Source organism: Lachnospiraceae bacterium, from assembly GCA_025758065.1.
Lineage (GTDB): Bacteria > Bacillota > Clostridia > Lachnospirales > Lachnospiraceae > Enterocloster.
The window spans coordinates 3,206,301-3,221,458 of record CP107199.1 but is presented as its reverse complement, the minus strand read 5'-3'; the positions used below and the strand labels follow the sequence as shown (position 1 = coordinate 3,221,458).

Annotated in this window: 16 protein-coding genes; all 16 read right to left on the bottom strand. The window is 43.1% G+C overall.

Translation table 11 applies throughout. The features are described from left to right. Positions 1-199: 199 nt before the first annotated feature. On the bottom strand, positions 200-1,114 hold the full coding sequence (locus OGM16_14985) for an RluA family pseudouridine synthase (protein UYJ46089.1): 915 nt from the start codon (positions 1,112-1,114) through the stop codon (positions 200-202). Further along, positions 1,111-1,632 carry a signal peptidase II gene (gene lspA, locus OGM16_14980; protein ID UYJ46088.1) on the bottom strand — a complete coding sequence of 174 codons (522 nt, stop codon included), beginning with the start codon at positions 1,630-1,632 and terminating at the stop codon, positions 1,111-1,113. The genes OGM16_14985 and lspA overlap by 4 nt, the downstream gene beginning before the upstream one ends. Continuing rightward, the gene (aroB, locus tag OGM16_14975) at positions 1,629-2,738 is read right to left on the bottom strand and encodes a 3-dehydroquinate synthase (GenBank protein ID UYJ46087.1); all 1,110 of its coding nucleotides are present in this window, start codon (positions 2,736-2,738) and stop codon (positions 1,629-1,631) included. The genes lspA and aroB overlap by 4 nt, the downstream gene beginning before the upstream one ends. Before the next feature lie 70 nt (positions 2,739-2,808). After that, on the bottom strand, positions 2,809-3,324 hold the full coding sequence (locus OGM16_14970) for a cell division protein SepF (protein UYJ46086.1): 516 nt from the start codon (positions 3,322-3,324) through the stop codon (positions 2,809-2,811). Positions 3,325-3,357: 33 nt separating this feature from the next. Beyond that, positions 3,358-4,056 carry a YggS family pyridoxal phosphate-dependent enzyme gene (locus tag OGM16_14965; protein ID UYJ46085.1) on the bottom strand — a complete coding sequence of 233 codons (699 nt, stop codon included), beginning with the start codon at positions 4,054-4,056 and terminating at the stop codon, positions 3,358-3,360. Between the two features lie 288 nt (positions 4,057-4,344). Next, the gene (locus OGM16_14960; protein UYJ46084.1) at positions 4,345-5,745 is read right to left on the bottom strand and encodes a hypothetical protein; all 1,401 of its coding nucleotides are present in this window, start codon (positions 5,743-5,745) and stop codon (positions 4,345-4,347) included. Positions 5,746-5,900: 155 nt separating this feature from the next. Beyond that, a complete protein-coding gene (locus tag OGM16_14955; GenBank protein UYJ46083.1) occupies positions 5,901-6,320 on the bottom strand; it encodes a twitching motility protein PilT in 420 nt (139 codons plus the stop codon). An 89-nt stretch (positions 6,321-6,409) separates the two neighbouring features. After that, positions 6,410-7,387 carry a serine hydrolase gene (locus OGM16_14950; protein ID UYJ46082.1) on the bottom strand — a complete coding sequence of 326 codons (978 nt, stop codon included), beginning with the start codon at positions 7,385-7,387 and terminating at the stop codon, positions 6,410-6,412. Continuing rightward, positions 7,387-7,782 (bottom strand): methylglyoxal synthase, encoded by a 396-nt coding sequence (gene mgsA, locus OGM16_14945; protein UYJ46081.1) that lies wholly within the window; start codon positions 7,780-7,782, stop codon positions 7,387-7,389. The genes OGM16_14950 and mgsA overlap by 1 nt, the downstream gene beginning before the upstream one ends. A 19-nt stretch (positions 7,783-7,801) precedes the next feature. After that, a complete protein-coding gene (locus OGM16_14940; protein UYJ46080.1) occupies positions 7,802-8,923 on the bottom strand; it encodes a rod shape-determining protein RodA in 1,122 nt (373 codons plus the stop codon). Between the two features lies 1 nt (position 8,924). Further along, positions 8,925-9,188 (bottom strand): cell division topological specificity factor MinE, encoded by a 264-nt coding sequence (locus tag OGM16_14935; protein ID UYJ46079.1) that lies wholly within the window; start codon positions 9,186-9,188, stop codon positions 8,925-8,927. 13 nt (positions 9,189-9,201) lie between these two features. Beyond that, positions 9,202-9,993 carry a septum site-determining protein MinD gene (gene minD / locus OGM16_14930; GenBank protein ID UYJ46078.1) on the bottom strand — a complete coding sequence of 264 codons (792 nt, stop codon included), beginning with the start codon at positions 9,991-9,993 and terminating at the stop codon, positions 9,202-9,204. 107 nt (positions 9,994-10,100) lie between these two features. Continuing rightward, positions 10,101-10,766, bottom strand: a complete 666-nt coding sequence (locus tag OGM16_14925; protein UYJ46077.1) for a septum site-determining protein MinC — start codon at positions 10,764-10,766, stop codon at positions 10,101-10,103. Positions 10,767-10,795: 29 nt separating this feature from the next. Further along, on the bottom strand, positions 10,796-13,729 hold the full coding sequence (locus tag OGM16_14920; GenBank protein ID UYJ46076.1) for a penicillin-binding transpeptidase domain-containing protein: 2,934 nt from the start codon (positions 13,727-13,729) through the stop codon (positions 10,796-10,798). After that, positions 13,722-14,255: a rod shape-determining protein MreD gene (mreD, locus tag OGM16_14915; GenBank protein ID UYJ46075.1), complete on the bottom strand. Its 534-nt coding sequence runs from the start codon at positions 14,253-14,255 to the stop codon at positions 13,722-13,724. The genes OGM16_14920 and mreD overlap by 8 nt, the downstream gene beginning before the upstream one ends. Continuing rightward, a complete protein-coding gene (gene mreC, locus OGM16_14910) occupies positions 14,252-15,100 on the bottom strand; it encodes a rod shape-determining protein MreC (GenBank protein ID UYJ46074.1) in 849 nt (282 codons plus the stop codon). Before mreC ends, mreD begins: the two co-directional genes overlap by 4 nt. Positions 15,101-15,158 lie beyond the last annotated feature (58 nt).

Genomic DNA, 15,158 nt, shown 5'->3' with positions numbered 1-15,158 from the left:
AAAACCTACCCCTTTCCGTTCTGCATCTGATGCCGTCTGGTCCGTTTTTTCAAGGATTGCGAAAGTGCAAAGCACGTAGCAACCTGGTATCATGGGTATCAAAAACTTTTGGCACCTATATCGTACTTGTATTATAACTCAAAAATTCTAAAAAGTATATAGAAATATAAAAATGTCCGACATTTGTCGGACAAATAAGTTATTCTGGCAATGTATTCAAAAGCTTTGCGAAATATTCAGGAAGAGGTGCTGTGAATTCCATGTACTCTCCTGTTCTTGGGTGGATAAAACCTAAAACACCTGCGTGAAGAGTCTGTCCTTGCAGGCCGGGAATGGGACATTTTCCAGGTCCATAAACCAGATCACCCAGTAAAGGATGTTCGATACTGGCCATATGCACACGGATCTGGTGGGTTCGTCCTGTTTCAAGCCTGCATTCCACATGGGTATACTGGCGGAAACGCTTTAAGACTTTATAATGGGTTACAGCGCTTTTTCCGTTATTATAATTGATGCTCATTTTTTTGCGGTCTGTAGGATGACGGCCGATAGGACCTTCAACGGTGCCGGCATCATCCTTTAATACGCCATGAACAATGGCCTGATACCGCCTGGTAATGGAATGCTCTTTTAACTGGGCTGCAATGGAATTATGGGCCATGTCATTTTTGCAGGCAATAATAACACCTGTTGTATCCATATCAATACGATGGACGATGCCTGGACGCATTACACCATTGATCCCGGAAAGCTGGTCTTTGCAGTGATGCATCAGACCATTTACTAATGTGTGGGAATAATGACCGGCAGCGGGATGTACTACCATTCCCTTTGGCTTGTTTACCAGGATCACATCCTGGTCTTCATAAAGGATGTCCAAATCCATATCTTCTGGTTCGATCTCCGGCTCTACTGCCTCTGGAATATCTAAGGAGATCACATCCCCTTCATCTACCTGATAGCTGGCTTTTACCGGCTTACCGTCTACTAATACCAGTCCGCTTTTTAACAGCTTCTGGATATAGGAACGGCTTAACTGTTCATTGACTGAGGAAAGGTATTTATCGATCCGCAGGCCACTGTCTGCTATTTCAGGGAAAAGTTCCTGTTTCACTGCTTTCCGCCTTTCTTTTTCATATTGAAAACAGACATGTCTTCGTCATTGTAATAAAACATGATAAGAAGTACCAGACCGAAGGCTGCACAGGTCACATAACAGTCAGCTACATTAAAAATAGGAAAATTGATCAATTTAAAATATAGAAAATCTACTACGTAGCTCTGAGAGATACGATCGATCATATTCCCTACTGCACCAGATGCGATACCTAACAGACATACAGCTAAAGGACGGTATTTCCTTCCGTTAGGCATATGCCAGAGCATATAGAGGACAGCGCCTAAAACAACCACTGCGATAAAGAAAAAGAACAGCTGTTTTTCCTGAAGCATTCCAAAAGCTGCCCCTCGGTTTTCAGAATAATAAAGCTCAAATACTCCAGGGATCAGTTCAAATGGGGAATTCTCTTTTAAATGAGCAACAGCCAGCCCTTTTGTCCACTGATCCAGTCCTACCAGGATCACAAAGCCAAGGATAAATCGCATAAAAAGAGAACGTTTTTCTTTTGTCATCTTTCTTCTCCTTTAGCACCGCCTGCAATATGGCTGAATCCTTCTTTCATCTCTTCCTCTGTTACGGTACGGTCTACATAAGCATCACCAATGGTTTTTAAGAGAATGAATTTAACCACGCCGGAATCCATTTTTTTGTCACTTTTTGTGGTAGAATAAACATCTTCCCACTTCAGGCCATCTACAGTTACAGGAAGCCCAAAGGCATCAAAAACTGCTTTGATATCATCTGCCTGTTCCTTAGTCAGTGTTCCTTTCACAGCACAGATATAGCCTGCTGCAATACAGCCAAGTCCTACACAGTGCCCGTGAAAAGCAGTAAAGTTTTTAAGCTTTTCAATAGCATGTCCAAGGGTATGTCCGAAGTTTAGAAGAGCTCTCTCACCCTGCTCGGTAGGATCGTTTTCTACTACCTGCTTTTTGATCTCATTGCTGCGAAATACCATATTTTCACAGACATCCAGATCTCTTTTTAAAATGGCCTTTTTGTTATCCTGTAACCACTGATAATAAGAAGCATTCTTGATCAGGCCATGCTTGATCACTTCGCCCATGCCGGATGAAAACTGTTCCTGCGGAAGGCTTAAAAGGGTATTTAAGTTGGTATATACCAGTCTTGGCATATGGAATGCGCCCACCATGTTTTTGTATGCATCAAAGTCAACACCGGTCTTTCCGCCGATGCTGGAATCTACCTGGGAAAGCAGAGTAGTTGGAATCTGGATAAAATCAATACCTCTTAAGTAGGTGGCAGCTGTAAAACCACACATATCACCAATGACACCGCCGCCTAAAGCCGCCAGCATATCTTTCCGGTCAAAGTGTTCCAAAATAAGATGTTCGTAGATTTTTTTTACTGTATCCAGATTTTTGTGTTCTTCCCCTGCAGGAAGGATAAAATAAGAAATTTTTTTGCAGCATCTGCTTAAAAGTTCTTTTACTTCCTCCAGATATAAAGGTGCTACATTGGTATCTGTTACGATGCATATTTTATGTTCTTCCAGATGAAATTTACTTACCTCTTCCTGGAGTTTATCAAAGGAAGATTCCATTACAATGTCATAGATTAGTTTCTGGTCTTTATAAACATTCAAGCGTTTTGACATACGATTCTCCTTAGTCCTGTTTAGATAGAAAATCGGCAGACTCTGTAGGGGTCTGCCGCAAGCTTCTGTATTATAAATGGATATTCAGGCTGGACATGTCCATTCCTGAGGTTGCACCTGCTGACAGGATGTCCTGAAAATCACCGGACAGTTCTACAGAATCAGGTGTGGCAATAAAGATGTAGTTGGAAATCTTCTGGAGATTACCATTCATGGAATAGGTAGCTCCGGAAGTGAAATCGATGATACGTTGAGCAGTTTCCATATGGATTCCCTCCATATTTAAAACAACTGCCTTTCCAGCAAGAAGGTAATCACAGATATCCCTGGAATCATCCATGGAAGTTGGTTTGATCATGGTCACTTCCATACTTCGTCTCATTGGAACTACTTTCGGGTTTGAACGACCTAAAAATCTTGGCTTGTCCTGAGCATCTGGCTCATCTTCCGGTTCTGTATTATTTCTCTTTGAAAAAAGTCCTTTTCTGGGAGCTTCATCTTCAAAGTCATCATCCAGGTAGTAATCGTCCTCATCATCTTCAGAACTTAACCGCATGGTATCCATTAACTTACCTAACAGACTCATTTTACTCTCTCCAATCCTCTTTTCATGCTGCGATTACTGGGCAGCACCATATAGTCGGGCACCAAAAATACCGGTTCCGACTCTTACCATGGTAGCACCTTCTTCAATGGCAACCTGATAATCTCCGGTCATACCCATTGATAGCACATCCATAGTAACATTATCAATGTTTTTCTTACCTATGTCAACAGCAAATTCATATAATTTTTTAAAAACAGGGCGATTTTCTTCTGGATTCTCTACAAAAGGCGCAATTGTCATAAGTCCCTTAATCCGTACGTGGGGGAATTTTGCAATTTCACGGATAGCAGCCTCTGTATCTTCTAAGAAAAAGCCGTATTTGCTCTCCTCTTTTGCTACATTAACTTCCAGTAAAATGTCTGCGGTCATATCTTTTTTAGCTGCGTCTGCTTCGATCTGTTCTGCTAAACGAAGGGAATCCACAGAATGGATGAGAACAGCTTTTCCCATTACCTGATGTACTTTATTGCGCTGGAGATGACCGATCATATGCCAACGGATATCCTCTGGCAGGACTGGCTTTTTCTGAATGATCTCCTGAACTTTATTTTCACCGAAATCCCTTGCCCCGGCTTCATATGCCTCTTCCAGCATAGGTACTGGTTTGGTCTTGCTTACCGCAATAAGAGTAACCTCTTTTGGATCACGTCCTGCCCGCTTGCAGGCATTTTCTATATTTTTTCTTACTTCACTGATCTGCTCTTTTATCATGACTTATTTCTCCTTGTGTTTATCGTATACTTCCGGAATCTTTTTATGCTTGGATTTGTGAGAAGATTTTACTATGAAAGTCCCGGACGGCAGCCGCGAATGAGCCATGCTTGCATGAGCGAATTCACGGGTATCGGACGGGCAAGCCGGTATAAGCAAGGAGCGCGATAGCGCGGATTGCGAATGCTGGCGACGATTGCGGGAGCACCAAAGGTGCGGAGCAATCGGCTTTCATGAATGGTGATGCCTGCGTCAGCAGGCATGTCCGTTTAGTTTTTTAACTGATTTTTACTGGTATAGAAGCTGTCCTTCTCCTACAGAGGAAGCATCCAGTACAATATGGTCGTAAACTGAAAGACCGTAAGTAACATTATTTTTTACTGTATAATACTCACTGCTGGAATCAAGTATTTCTACCTGGGTAAAAACCGTATATCCCTTGTTGATATTGAATACACCCTTTAATGAGGATGTACGGCCAATCTGGTACCGGTCAGAGGAATCAGGACGGACAATGTAATCTCCCGATTTAAAGTCACCGTTTTCATCTACTGCAATATAGTAGAATTCATCATCTTCAAAATCCTCATTTAAAGGAACAAAGAGGACAGAGGTTCCGTCCGCGCTGTAGACTTCTTTATTAAATCCTATGTCCGTAGAATCGCCTCCCTGTGCAGCATAAGATTTTGGAACCATGTAAAAATTCTTTTCTGTTACAGCTGTAACAGGTATCTTTAAGCCTTTAGCCTGAGGTTGTTGGATCTCAAATTCAATAAAACGGTCCATGATAAACTGGGCCATATACCGGTTCATATCCAGTTTTCCATAAACAGCACCGTCTTTGCCAGTAAAGGTAGAATAAGCAGCTGTGGTGGTCAGGTCGTAGTCCCTGAAATCAATGGTAAGAGAGGTTTTGTCTGAATAAAGGGCTGCATCTTCGCTTGATAGTGGAAAAACGATAGACCAGTTTTCTGATGATGCGATCTTATAGGCAGGTGTCCCGCTTTCAATCAGATCTCCTGATTTGTGGATGTTTTTTACATAATTGGCTTTATTAAAGCTGTCTGCTTCCACATCAGAAGTCTGCAGGGATTCATAGGAATCTATACCGTAGGAAACGACACCAGATATATCAGCCCGTACTTGCTCAAATACAAGGCTAGAGTCCTGTGATATCTTATCTAACTGATTCAAAGCACTGAAGCTGGAATATTCCATAACAGCAGCTTCCAGGGAATATCTGGTATCATAAATAGAACCAAAATCTTCATCAGACCGGGACAGTACATATGAAGACAGCTGCTTTTTAATATCTGCTAGGTTTTCTTCAGGGAGAGCTGCATCTTCTACCCCATTCTCTTTTAAAAGGGAGTTCAGGCGACCGGTTTCATCCAGGGAATAGATCCGTGTTCCAACAGAAGCACGTTTCCCTTCTCTCAGATAATAATTGATATAGCCATTGTGCTGGGCATTGCGAACCTGTTCTTCCCTAAGGATCAGACCGGTATACTGTTTGTTATTTACAATACCGCCTTCCATTACTTCATAAAACTGCACATGGTCTTTTCGGAAATAAGCAAAAATATTAAAAAGCATATATAAGAAAATGATCCCGAAGATGATCATTCCCACGTTGATGTTGTGAGGCTTTCTGTAAGGTATTATTTTCCTGTTCTTCTTTTTCGACATGGAACCAGGACTCTCCTTTTTGTCTTACTCAAAATGTCTTACTCAAAATGTCTTACTCAAAAAAACTGCCCTCCGCACAAGGCATACTGTTTGACTCTTGTGCGGCAGGCAGCCTTTTTGCTTCTGTCTGCTATTCTATCACAGAATATGTATCATTACAATGAAATAATTACATCACCCTTGGCACACTCTGGGAGTTCTTCTGCATCCATAGAAATGCTTAAAACAAAGGTTACGTGATATTTATCACTGATCTCTTTCAAAGTTTTATAGGTGTCAGTAATATCTGCACCTTCTAATGATGACAGTTTTAAGAAACTGTCCAGATACATGGTTTCAAGGTCATGATCCTGAGAAATGATCCCGCAGATAAATCCTAAGAATCCTTCACTGGATGCCAGTGGAAATTCATTTACGTTGATAAGACGGATACGATTGTTCAGCTCATACATATGCTGCGCACTCTTATCAAGATATACAACTGTTCCGTTAGCCCCTTTAATAGCTGCATTAGCCATATCTAACAGATGTTTTGTTTTGCCTTTACCCTTTTTTCCTGCAATAATCTGAACCATAGCGATCTCCTCCTTGAGTTATATATGTTGTATAAAAAATCAATTGAGATTATCTTGATTATAGTATAAATTCATATAAAACGCAATCACTATTTGACAATTTTAGAAATTATATTTGTCATATTGTCATATAAGTGGAGACGACTGTCGGATTTTAACACAACAGATATAAATTCTCTGTCAGATGTATCTTTTTCAGCCATGATCAGACAGTATCCTGCGGCTTTGGTGGTACCAGTTTTTCCGGAAAATACAGTAAGGCCTTCTGGGGTCTCATGTTCTCCTGTTAAATACCAGTTTCCGCCCCTCCAGGTCTTTGATATGCTTTCGCCTGCTTTATTTGTATAATTAGCTGTATAAGCGGTAGAACCGGTGACTGTACGGAATTCCGGATATTTTAATGCTTCATTGAAGATAAGATATAAGTCATATGCGGTTGTATAGTGATCCTCATCATGAAGTCCATGCGGATTCATAAAATGAGTATCTGTTGCTCCAAGACGTTTGGCTTCTTCGTTCATCTTATCAGCAAAAGCGTCAATACTGCCGCTCATATGGATGGCAATGGCTGCACCTGCATCATTTCCGGAAGGAAGCATCAGACCATATAAAAGCTGCTCTAATGTCAAAGTGTCTCCAGGCTGGATCCCGCATAAGGTGGCTCCGGTTTCTGTGATCACGGCATCCTCTGTTACCGTTACCTGGTCTTCCAGGTTGCCATATTTAATAGCGATCAGTGCAGTCATTACTTTAGTGATACTGGCTGGATATAATTTTTCAAAAGCGTCTTTGCTGTAAAGGACTTCTCTGTCTGTAAGGTCAAAAAGAGCTCCGGCCTGTGAAGTTACATCTTCCGGGTTAAAAGAACCTTCATCGGAAATAACACACAGATCCGAAGCAAATCCTTTGGCTGCTTCTTCTTCGGCTGCAAAGGAGGCTTCAATGGAAGGAATACGCTCCTTCAGGGAATAAGCGTCTTTCAGACCGACAGAACAGCCGGAAAGACAAAGAGATAGAGACAGGACAAGCCCAGCGACAGCAAAAGCCGCAAAACGGCGTCTTATCATTATCTTACTACCTCTCTCCACTCCATATCGCCTCTGTCAAGAGCCTTGATCAGAAGTTCTGCAGTTGCCAGGTTGGTAGCTAATGGGATGTTGTAGGTGTCGCAGAGGCGGACTACATCGTTTACATCCGGTTCATGAGTTTTTGGTGTCAGCGGATCACGCAGGAAAATAACAAGATCCATCTGATTATGCTCGATCTGGGCAGCCATCTGCTGGGTTCCGCCTAAATGACCAGCCAGATATTTGTGGATATTTAAGTTGGCAACCTCTTCGATCAGTCTTCCTGTGGTTCCGGTTGCATACAATGTGTGTTTGCTTAAGATGCCTCTGTAGGCGATACAGAAATTCTGCATCAGTTTTTTCTTTGCGTCATGTGCGATCAGACCTATTGTCATATCTATAACCCTCCTTGGATCAATAATGTCGTGGTACTCTCTGAAGTCCTGCATTCAGCACTAATCCCATACCAATAAAAATACTGATAAGGGAACTGCTTCCGTAGCTGATAAACGGCAGAGGAAGCCCGGTATTGGGAAAAATACCGGTTGCAACTGCAATATTGGCAAATCCCTGAAATGCGATCAATGTAGCCATACCTGTACAGATCAGCCGTCCGGCCAGATCTTTTGCACGGGCTGCCATCATCAGGCATTCGTAGACGATCAGAAGGAACAGGATGATGACTATAACACAGCCAATAAAGCCCAACTCTTCACCGATCACGGCGAAGATAAAGTCAGTCTGTTCTTCTGAAAGGAAGTTGCCGTTTTTAACAGATGCAATGGTTGTATTAAACAGTCCCTTGCCTTTTAACTGGCCGGAACCAATGGCAATGATGGAGTTATTCTGCTGGTATCTGGCTTCTCCGTATTTGTCCGGATAAAACCAGGCCAAAATCCTTCCGGCCTGGTATTCCTTGATAAACGGGATCAGGCCATGCAGGAGCAGGTAAACACAGGCTCCTACCATAGGAATGGTTACAGATAAAACTCCGACGATCCATCGGTAACTGATGCCTGCCGAAAATACGATCCCCAGTACAATAACTAAGGTGACCAGACATGTAGACAGGTTTGGCTGCTCAAAAATGAGCATAGCCGGAACTGCGAAAAGCGCTGCTGCAACAGCAACGGTGCTTACATTATTTATTTTTTCCTGATTTTTCATAAAATACCAGGAAAAAGTAATGATCAGACCAATTTTTACAAATTCAGAGGGCTGGAGCTGTCCTAAAACAGGTACTTCGATCCAGCGCTTTGCATTATTAACAGAACGTCCCCATATAAGAACGGCTACCAGACTGGCTACACATAAAAGGTAGATAATGGCAGTCAGATTTAATATTTTGTGGTAGTCGATCAGTGAAAGAACGATAGCGATCGCAAGACCTACTAAAACGCCTAACATCTGCTTGGTGACAAAATCAGGATCTTTGTTGGTAGCACTTCGGACTACCAAAACGCCGATCACATTTAAGGCGATCATATAGGTCATCAGACGAAAATTGTAGTTTCTAAAATCGTAGTCAAAAAACATATCAGTAAAGCCCCTTGCTGGATATGGACCGTATAGGTATATCCGCCCGCAGTACAGGCAGCCTGCAGATCGTTCCATCTGAAAAGCTGCCTGCATCCATAGTAATACGCACTGCGTCTTTTTCTATCTTCATGTATCTGGAAATGACACGTATCATATCATTCTTTATTGCTGTTATCATCTCCGGTGAACATCCTGCTTTATCTGAAAGAAGCAGAAGGGTAAGCCGGAGCTTTGCAGTATCTTTGGAACACCGTAGCCTCACCTTTCATCACCCCTTATGCCCTTCTTAGTATCCTGGACAGCTTTGCCAGGATGCCTGTGGTCTCTCCGGGAGATTCCATAGGTACATTCTGTCCCAAAAGACGGCGGCATACATTTAAGTAAGCCTGTCCAGCAGCAGAACCCATACCTACCAAAGGTTCCCCCTGATTGGTGGAGATAACGATATTTTCGTCATCTGGTATGGCACCGATCATATTTACAGCCAGGATATCCTGTACGTCTGTCAGGGACATCATATCTCCACGGCGTACCATATCAGCACGTATCCTGTTTACGATCAGATCAACACTTCCAATCTGGGCATGTTCTAACAGACCGATGATGCGGTCTGCATCCCGGATGGCAGAAACTTCCGGTGTGGTGACTACCAGTGCACGGTCTGCACCGGCAATAGCATTGTAAAACCCTTGTTCGATGCCTGCGGGACAATCTAACAATATATAATCAAAATCGTCCTTTAAGTCATCGGTGAGTTTGATCATCTGCTCCGGCGTCACAGCGGATTTATCCCGTGTCTGTGCTGCGGGCAGAAGGTAAAGGTTTGGATATCTTTTGTCTCTTATCAGGGCCTGCTTCATACGGCAGTTTCCTTCTGCAACATCTACCAGATTATAGACAATGCGGTTTTCCAGTCCCATGACAACGTCCAGGTTTCTCAGGCCGATATCAGTATCGATGAGTACGACCTTTTTTCCAAGGACTGCCAGTCCTGTTCCTACATTTGCAGAAGTAGTGGTCTTTCCTACCCCGCCTTTTCCAGAAGTGATCACAATGACTTCACTCATAGGAGAACCTCCAGAAAAATTAAGATTTGATACTTTACCAATTTATTGTACATTAAATTACGCAAATTTACCAGTATTTTTTTAGATTCAGAGAAAAATATTGTTACCTATATATCCAGTAGACTGCTAAGAAAAGGTTTTTTCAGAGGAAATACTTTTAATTCACCCTCTTCTACAGATGCCATCATCGTTCCTTTTCCAAGACGGCGGTTTTTCTCATTAAAACGGCTGGTATGATCTGCGATGCGTAGCTGCAGCGGAGACATGGAAAATGCAAGGATCACAGCCTGGTCATTTCCTGCTGCCCCGGCTGTGACGCTTCCCTTTAATTCTCCTAAAATGATCACATTTCCCTTTGCAGTGACCCGGGCTCCATGTTCTACATCACCGATGATCACAATGCTGGCTTCGGATTCTAAAGTGTCACCTCTTTTTAAGGTTCCACGGTAAAACTGGCCGGTTTGTGCGCTTAATTCCATTAATTTTTCATTTAGTGCTTTTTCGCAGCGGTCATTTCGTTCCCCGTCTGTATCTAACAGACAGAGGATCTGAAGCTGGGAATTTTCTGTGATAGTATTTACGATCTGAAATTCTTCTTCTGGTGTAAGAGACCGCCCTTCTAAGGTAAGTGTCATCTGGGCACTGCCCCAGAAACGGGCGCTGTCCCCAAACTTTTTTGCCACGCTGGCGAGAAGTTCAGCAAAGGGCATGTCCGGATTTAGGATCACCGTCATACCTGCTTTGCTGCTTTTGATCACGATTCCATCCTGCATACTCGATCCACCTCTTTTTACATGAAACATTAATCTCCAACAGTCACATTGGATACGCTGGAAGCTCCGGAACCTAAAACCTGTTCCAGCGTGGTATAACCATAGTAATACTCATAAACTTTTTTGCCAAGTGTAGCTGCATTGGTTCCAGCATATCCATAAGGGATATTTACTGTCACTGCGACTTCCGGATTGCTGTATGGAGCAAAGGAAACGAAGAACGCATGGTTTGCGCGGCTTCGGTCTTCCTGGGCAGTACCGGTTTTTCCGGCAACTTCTACCGGGCTTCCGGCAAAAACGGATTTTGCAGAACCATCAGTAACAACGCGGCGGATACCAGCCTGGACTGCATTCCAGGTACTGTCTGCTGCATCTACATGGGAGCTGACTGCCGGTGTATAATCTGTGATCAGATTTCCATCGGAGTCAGTCAGTTTATCAAGTAAGCTTAATTCAAATACCGTTCCACGGTTGGCAACGGCTGAAATGTAACGGGACAGCTGTACATTGTTATAGGAGTTAGTTCCCTGGCCCATAGCAGAACGTTCCGGGTCCTCTGTGGTAAGATGAGGCTCTGTTTCTGGAAGCTCTACACCGGAAGTGTGGTCCAAGCCAAACATACTGGCATATTTGCGGATCGTAGAAAGACCCTTTTCAGGAGAATAGGTGCCGTCAGCAGTCATACTAAGACGATGTCCAAGTTCTGCAAATACTACGTTACAGGAATTCTGGATACCGGCTATGATATCTTCTGTTCCATGTCTTCCCGGGAATATCCAGCAGTTGATAGGCGGATTGGCCTGATCATAAACACCGGTACAGTCAATGGTATCTGTTAAAGAGATAGCACCTTCTTCCAGTGCCGCAATGGCTGTAATGGGTTTAAAAGTAGAACCAGGAGCCTTGATCGCCTGGGTGGCATTATTGTAAAGCGGATTGGACATATCACTTTGCAGTTTTGCAAAGTAAGCTGCATCTACGCTTCCAGACATACGGTTGTTATCATAACTTGGATAGGAAACCAGGGCGCGGATCTCACCAGTGCGTACATCGGTCACAACACAGCCGGCAGTACAGGGATCCAGTGCTAACTGGGCCGGTGTCAGTTCCAGGTTGGATATTTTGCTTTTAATAAAATTGTAGGTATAAGCACTGTCTCCCATAGCTAGCCCTGCTCTTGCCTGTGGATCGTCCTTTAGTACACCCTGGGAGAAAAGAGCCAGGCACAACCAGTTTCCCGGGATCACATTATCATTGATCAGGTAACGGAACATACGTTTGGTAAAGCTCTTATCATCCTGAAGCCTGGTAATGATATAATCTACCAGCTGAATGTAAATATCGTCGGCATTGGAATATTTACTGGTGGAGTCTAATTTTGTAGTATCTACCCAGCTGGCTGCAATACCGCTGTAAATATAATTCCGCAGACTTATAGTACCGGCCTTCCAGGATTGATACGGGGCAGAATTCTGGTCGATCTTATCCAGCAGGACGATGCCGCAGCTGTCGGAAGATAAAAAGCTGTAGATATAGTTCATGTAGCTTGCCATATCCTTTGGCAGATCATTCATATTAGAAGCGTGATCACTTAAAAGCTCATTCCGTATATTGGTAAGGATCTGGTCTCTGGAAGCTGTGTATGCCCGGTAGATCTGTTTTTCAATATCAGAAGCATTTTCTGCTGCCATGGCATCTAAGGAAAGGACATTATTGTTGATCAGCTGATAGTAAGCATTTTTTACAGGGATTGGTTTTTTAGAACCATCTTTTATAGTTGCCGGGTCAATATCTTCATTTACAAGGAATTTGGTGATAATGCCGGCTAACTGCTGTTCTACCAGATTGTAAGTGGCAATCTGCAGATCACGGTCAATGGTCAGGTAAATATCATTTCCAGCCTGGGCATCCTGTTGTTCAATGATCTCCCTTGGACGTCCCATATTGTCTACATACATGCGGGTATAGCCTTTTTCACCCTGAAGCTCCAGCTCCATGGATTTTTCGATGCCAATACGCCCTACAATATCATTTAAGTCATATTTTTCTACTTCATCTGCTGATTCAGAGCTGGCAGTGTTCTGGGAAGCCCGCCAGTTTTCATTTAAATTGTGGATCTGGTCTTCCTGTACTTTACCGGTGTAGCCAATGATAGGGGCAAAATAAAGGCTGTCATTGTATACACGGATAGAGGACTGTTCAATGGAAACACCTTTTAGGTCAGCAGCATTCTCATTGATCTCAGTCATTGTCTCCTGGCTGATATTGGTAGCCACTGTAGTACTTTCATATTTCTGGAACCGGGTCAGCTCCATGGTATAGATGATATTGATCATGTCAAGGGCTGTCTGGTCGGATAGTTCCACAGGATTTCCGTCAGCATCTTTCATATCTGTCAGCTTATACCCCTGACGTGTAGCTCCTTTTTTTAACTCAAAGGCTTCTCTTGCAGTTATATCTGAAGGATATTTTCCAGTATCATCATCTAACTGCTGGGAAGAAATGCCATAAAAGTTCAATAAAAAACGCTTTTTTGCAGCATTGGAGGTACTGGTAAAATACATCTGCCCGTTCTCATCCAGTGCTATCTCAAATTTGCCGTCGATCTTCTCTCCCCTGCGCTCCAAAATGCTTACAAGACGGTAAATCATGGCATTCCGGTCAACTGCTTTTGGATAATCGCCCAGATCCTGAATGGCAACTGCGTAGGCCAGTTGGTTATAAGCCAGCAGATTTCCATTGTGGTCATAAATATTGCCCCTTGTGCCGGGAGTAGTCACCAGCTTTTCCGTACGCTGCATATAGCTTTCCTGATAGGAGCTTCCATCCAGGATCTGCATGCGGAACAGTTTGCAGATTAGACCGGTAAACATGAGGGTAAATATAACTGCCAGGGCAAAAAGGCGCGATGTAATAAGTTTTTTAAGAAATTCCCTGGTTACTTCCAGCAATTCATCAAACAATGGTGGTATCTCTCCTTTTTCCAATATCTTCCAGCCGTCTGCTGGCTGAAAGGAACAGACGGTATACTAACAGGGTGGTCACAGCTGTAAATATGATCTCCGGCAGCATGATCTTGATAAAATAATAAGGCAGATTTAGACGCCCTCGGATCAGGAATCGAAATATATAAATATACAGACTGTACCAAAGACCGTTTACAACGCTTAAGATCAGAGGCAGTGTAATATAGTCTTCGTAATAATATCTGGTAAAAATACCGTTGAAATAGCCGATATAGACGTAGATCAGTGTATAAAAACCGAAAGGCCCGCTGTAGAAAAGATCCAGCAGCAGACCTGACAAAATACCATAAAACATGCCTGCATTCCGTCCGTGGATAAAACCAAAGGAAAAAGTGAGGATCAAAAGCAGGTTAGGCGTTGCTGCCAGAAATGGCAGCAGGGGGAATACACAGTTCTGTACAGTAAAGGCCAGAAGGATCAATAAGATATTTAATAAGATCTGTTTGACTTTTCCGTTGTTCACTGTCCAGCCTCCTCATTATTACTGTTTTTCAGATCTGTGAGTATCAGTACTTCCTGAAGATTGTCAAAATCAGCTGCCGGGATCAGATAACCTGACTGGGTCAGGTGATCCGGATCAATGGACACATCTACTGCATAACCGATGAGAATGCCGGGCAGATATTTAGTACTGATATTGGAAGTAATGATCTGGTCTCCGTTTCTAAGGACGGCATCCCTTGAAAAATCAGTCAGCTTCAGTCTTCCCTGCTCATAAAGGGTAAGATCACCTGCAACGATACAGTTATAGGAAGAATCAAGGGACATAGCGCCTACACGGCTGGAGTCATCAATAATAGAACGGACTGTGGCATAATTGGCGCCTACGTCAGTAACAAGGCCTACCAGACCGCCGTCTGCTACTACGTTCATATCCACAGCTATCCCGTCTGCAGAGCCTTTATTAATGCGGAATACCTGGAACCATTTTTCAGAATCCCTGGCAATGACTCTGGCACCGATTTTATTATACTGCATATATTGCTGGTCTAACTGATAAAGCTGACGAAGACGGTTTAACTCAAACTGTTCTGCCTGAAGCCTGTTGTTTTCTTCTGTGAGAAGTGCCACCTGGTCTTTTAAAGATTCGTTTTCTGCTAAAGCTTTCTTTAATTTTCCGTAATCGGTGATCTCATTGTAGAGCCCGGTACCTACCTTGTTGACGCCAGACTGGATGGGGATTAGAAAATAACCTACACCGGTGCGCAGAGGCTCCATAATGCCGTCTTTTAAAGATGTGATACCAATGAGCAGGATACAGAAGGCTGTAAGACCTGCCAGTATATATTTGCTGCGTTTTGATTCCATGGATATCTGATTTCCTTTACCTGTAAAACATGTAGTAACGTGTATTGCCATAAGATCA

Excerpts from the sequence above, each read along its gene's own strand:
- lspA (UYJ46088.1), bottom strand. The coding sequence starts at position 1,632 with ATGACAAAAGAAAAACGTTCTCTTTTTATGCGATTTATCCTTGGCTTT.
- aroB (UYJ46087.1), bottom strand. The coding sequence starts at position 2,738 with ATGTCAAAACGCTTGAATGTTTATAAAGACCAGAAACTAATCTATGAC.
- OGM16_14970 (UYJ46086.1), bottom strand. The coding sequence starts at position 3,324 with ATGAGTCTGTTAGGTAAGTTAATGGATACCATGCGGTTAAGTTCTGAA.
- OGM16_14965 (UYJ46085.1), bottom strand. The coding sequence starts at position 4,056 with ATGATAAAAGAGCAGATCAGTGAAGTAAGAAAAAATATAGAAAATGCC.
- OGM16_14960 (UYJ46084.1), bottom strand. The coding sequence starts at position 5,745 with ATGTCGAAAAAGAAGAACAGGAAAATAATACCTTACAGAAAGCCTCAC.
- OGM16_14955 (UYJ46083.1), bottom strand. The coding sequence starts at position 6,320 with ATGGTTCAGATTATTGCAGGAAAAAAGGGTAAAGGCAAAACAAAACAT.
- OGM16_14950 (UYJ46082.1), bottom strand. The coding sequence starts at position 7,387 with ATGATAAGACGCCGTTTTGCGGCTTTTGCTGTCGCTGGGCTTGTCCTG.
- mgsA (UYJ46081.1), bottom strand. The coding sequence starts at position 7,782 with ATGACAATAGGTCTGATCGCACATGACGCAAAGAAAAAACTGATGCAG.
- OGM16_14940 (UYJ46080.1), bottom strand. The coding sequence starts at position 8,923 with ATGTTTTTTGACTACGATTTTAGAAACTACAATTTTCGTCTGATGACC.
- minD (UYJ46078.1), bottom strand. The coding sequence starts at position 9,993 with ATGAGTGAAGTCATTGTGATCACTTCTGGAAAAGGCGGGGTAGGAAAG.
- OGM16_14925 (UYJ46077.1), bottom strand. The coding sequence starts at position 10,766 with ATGCAGGATGGAATCGTGATCAAAAGCAGCAAAGCAGGTATGACGGTG.
- mreC (UYJ46074.1), bottom strand. The coding sequence starts at position 15,100 with ATGGAATCAAAACGCAGCAAATATATACTGGCAGGTCTTACAGCCTTC.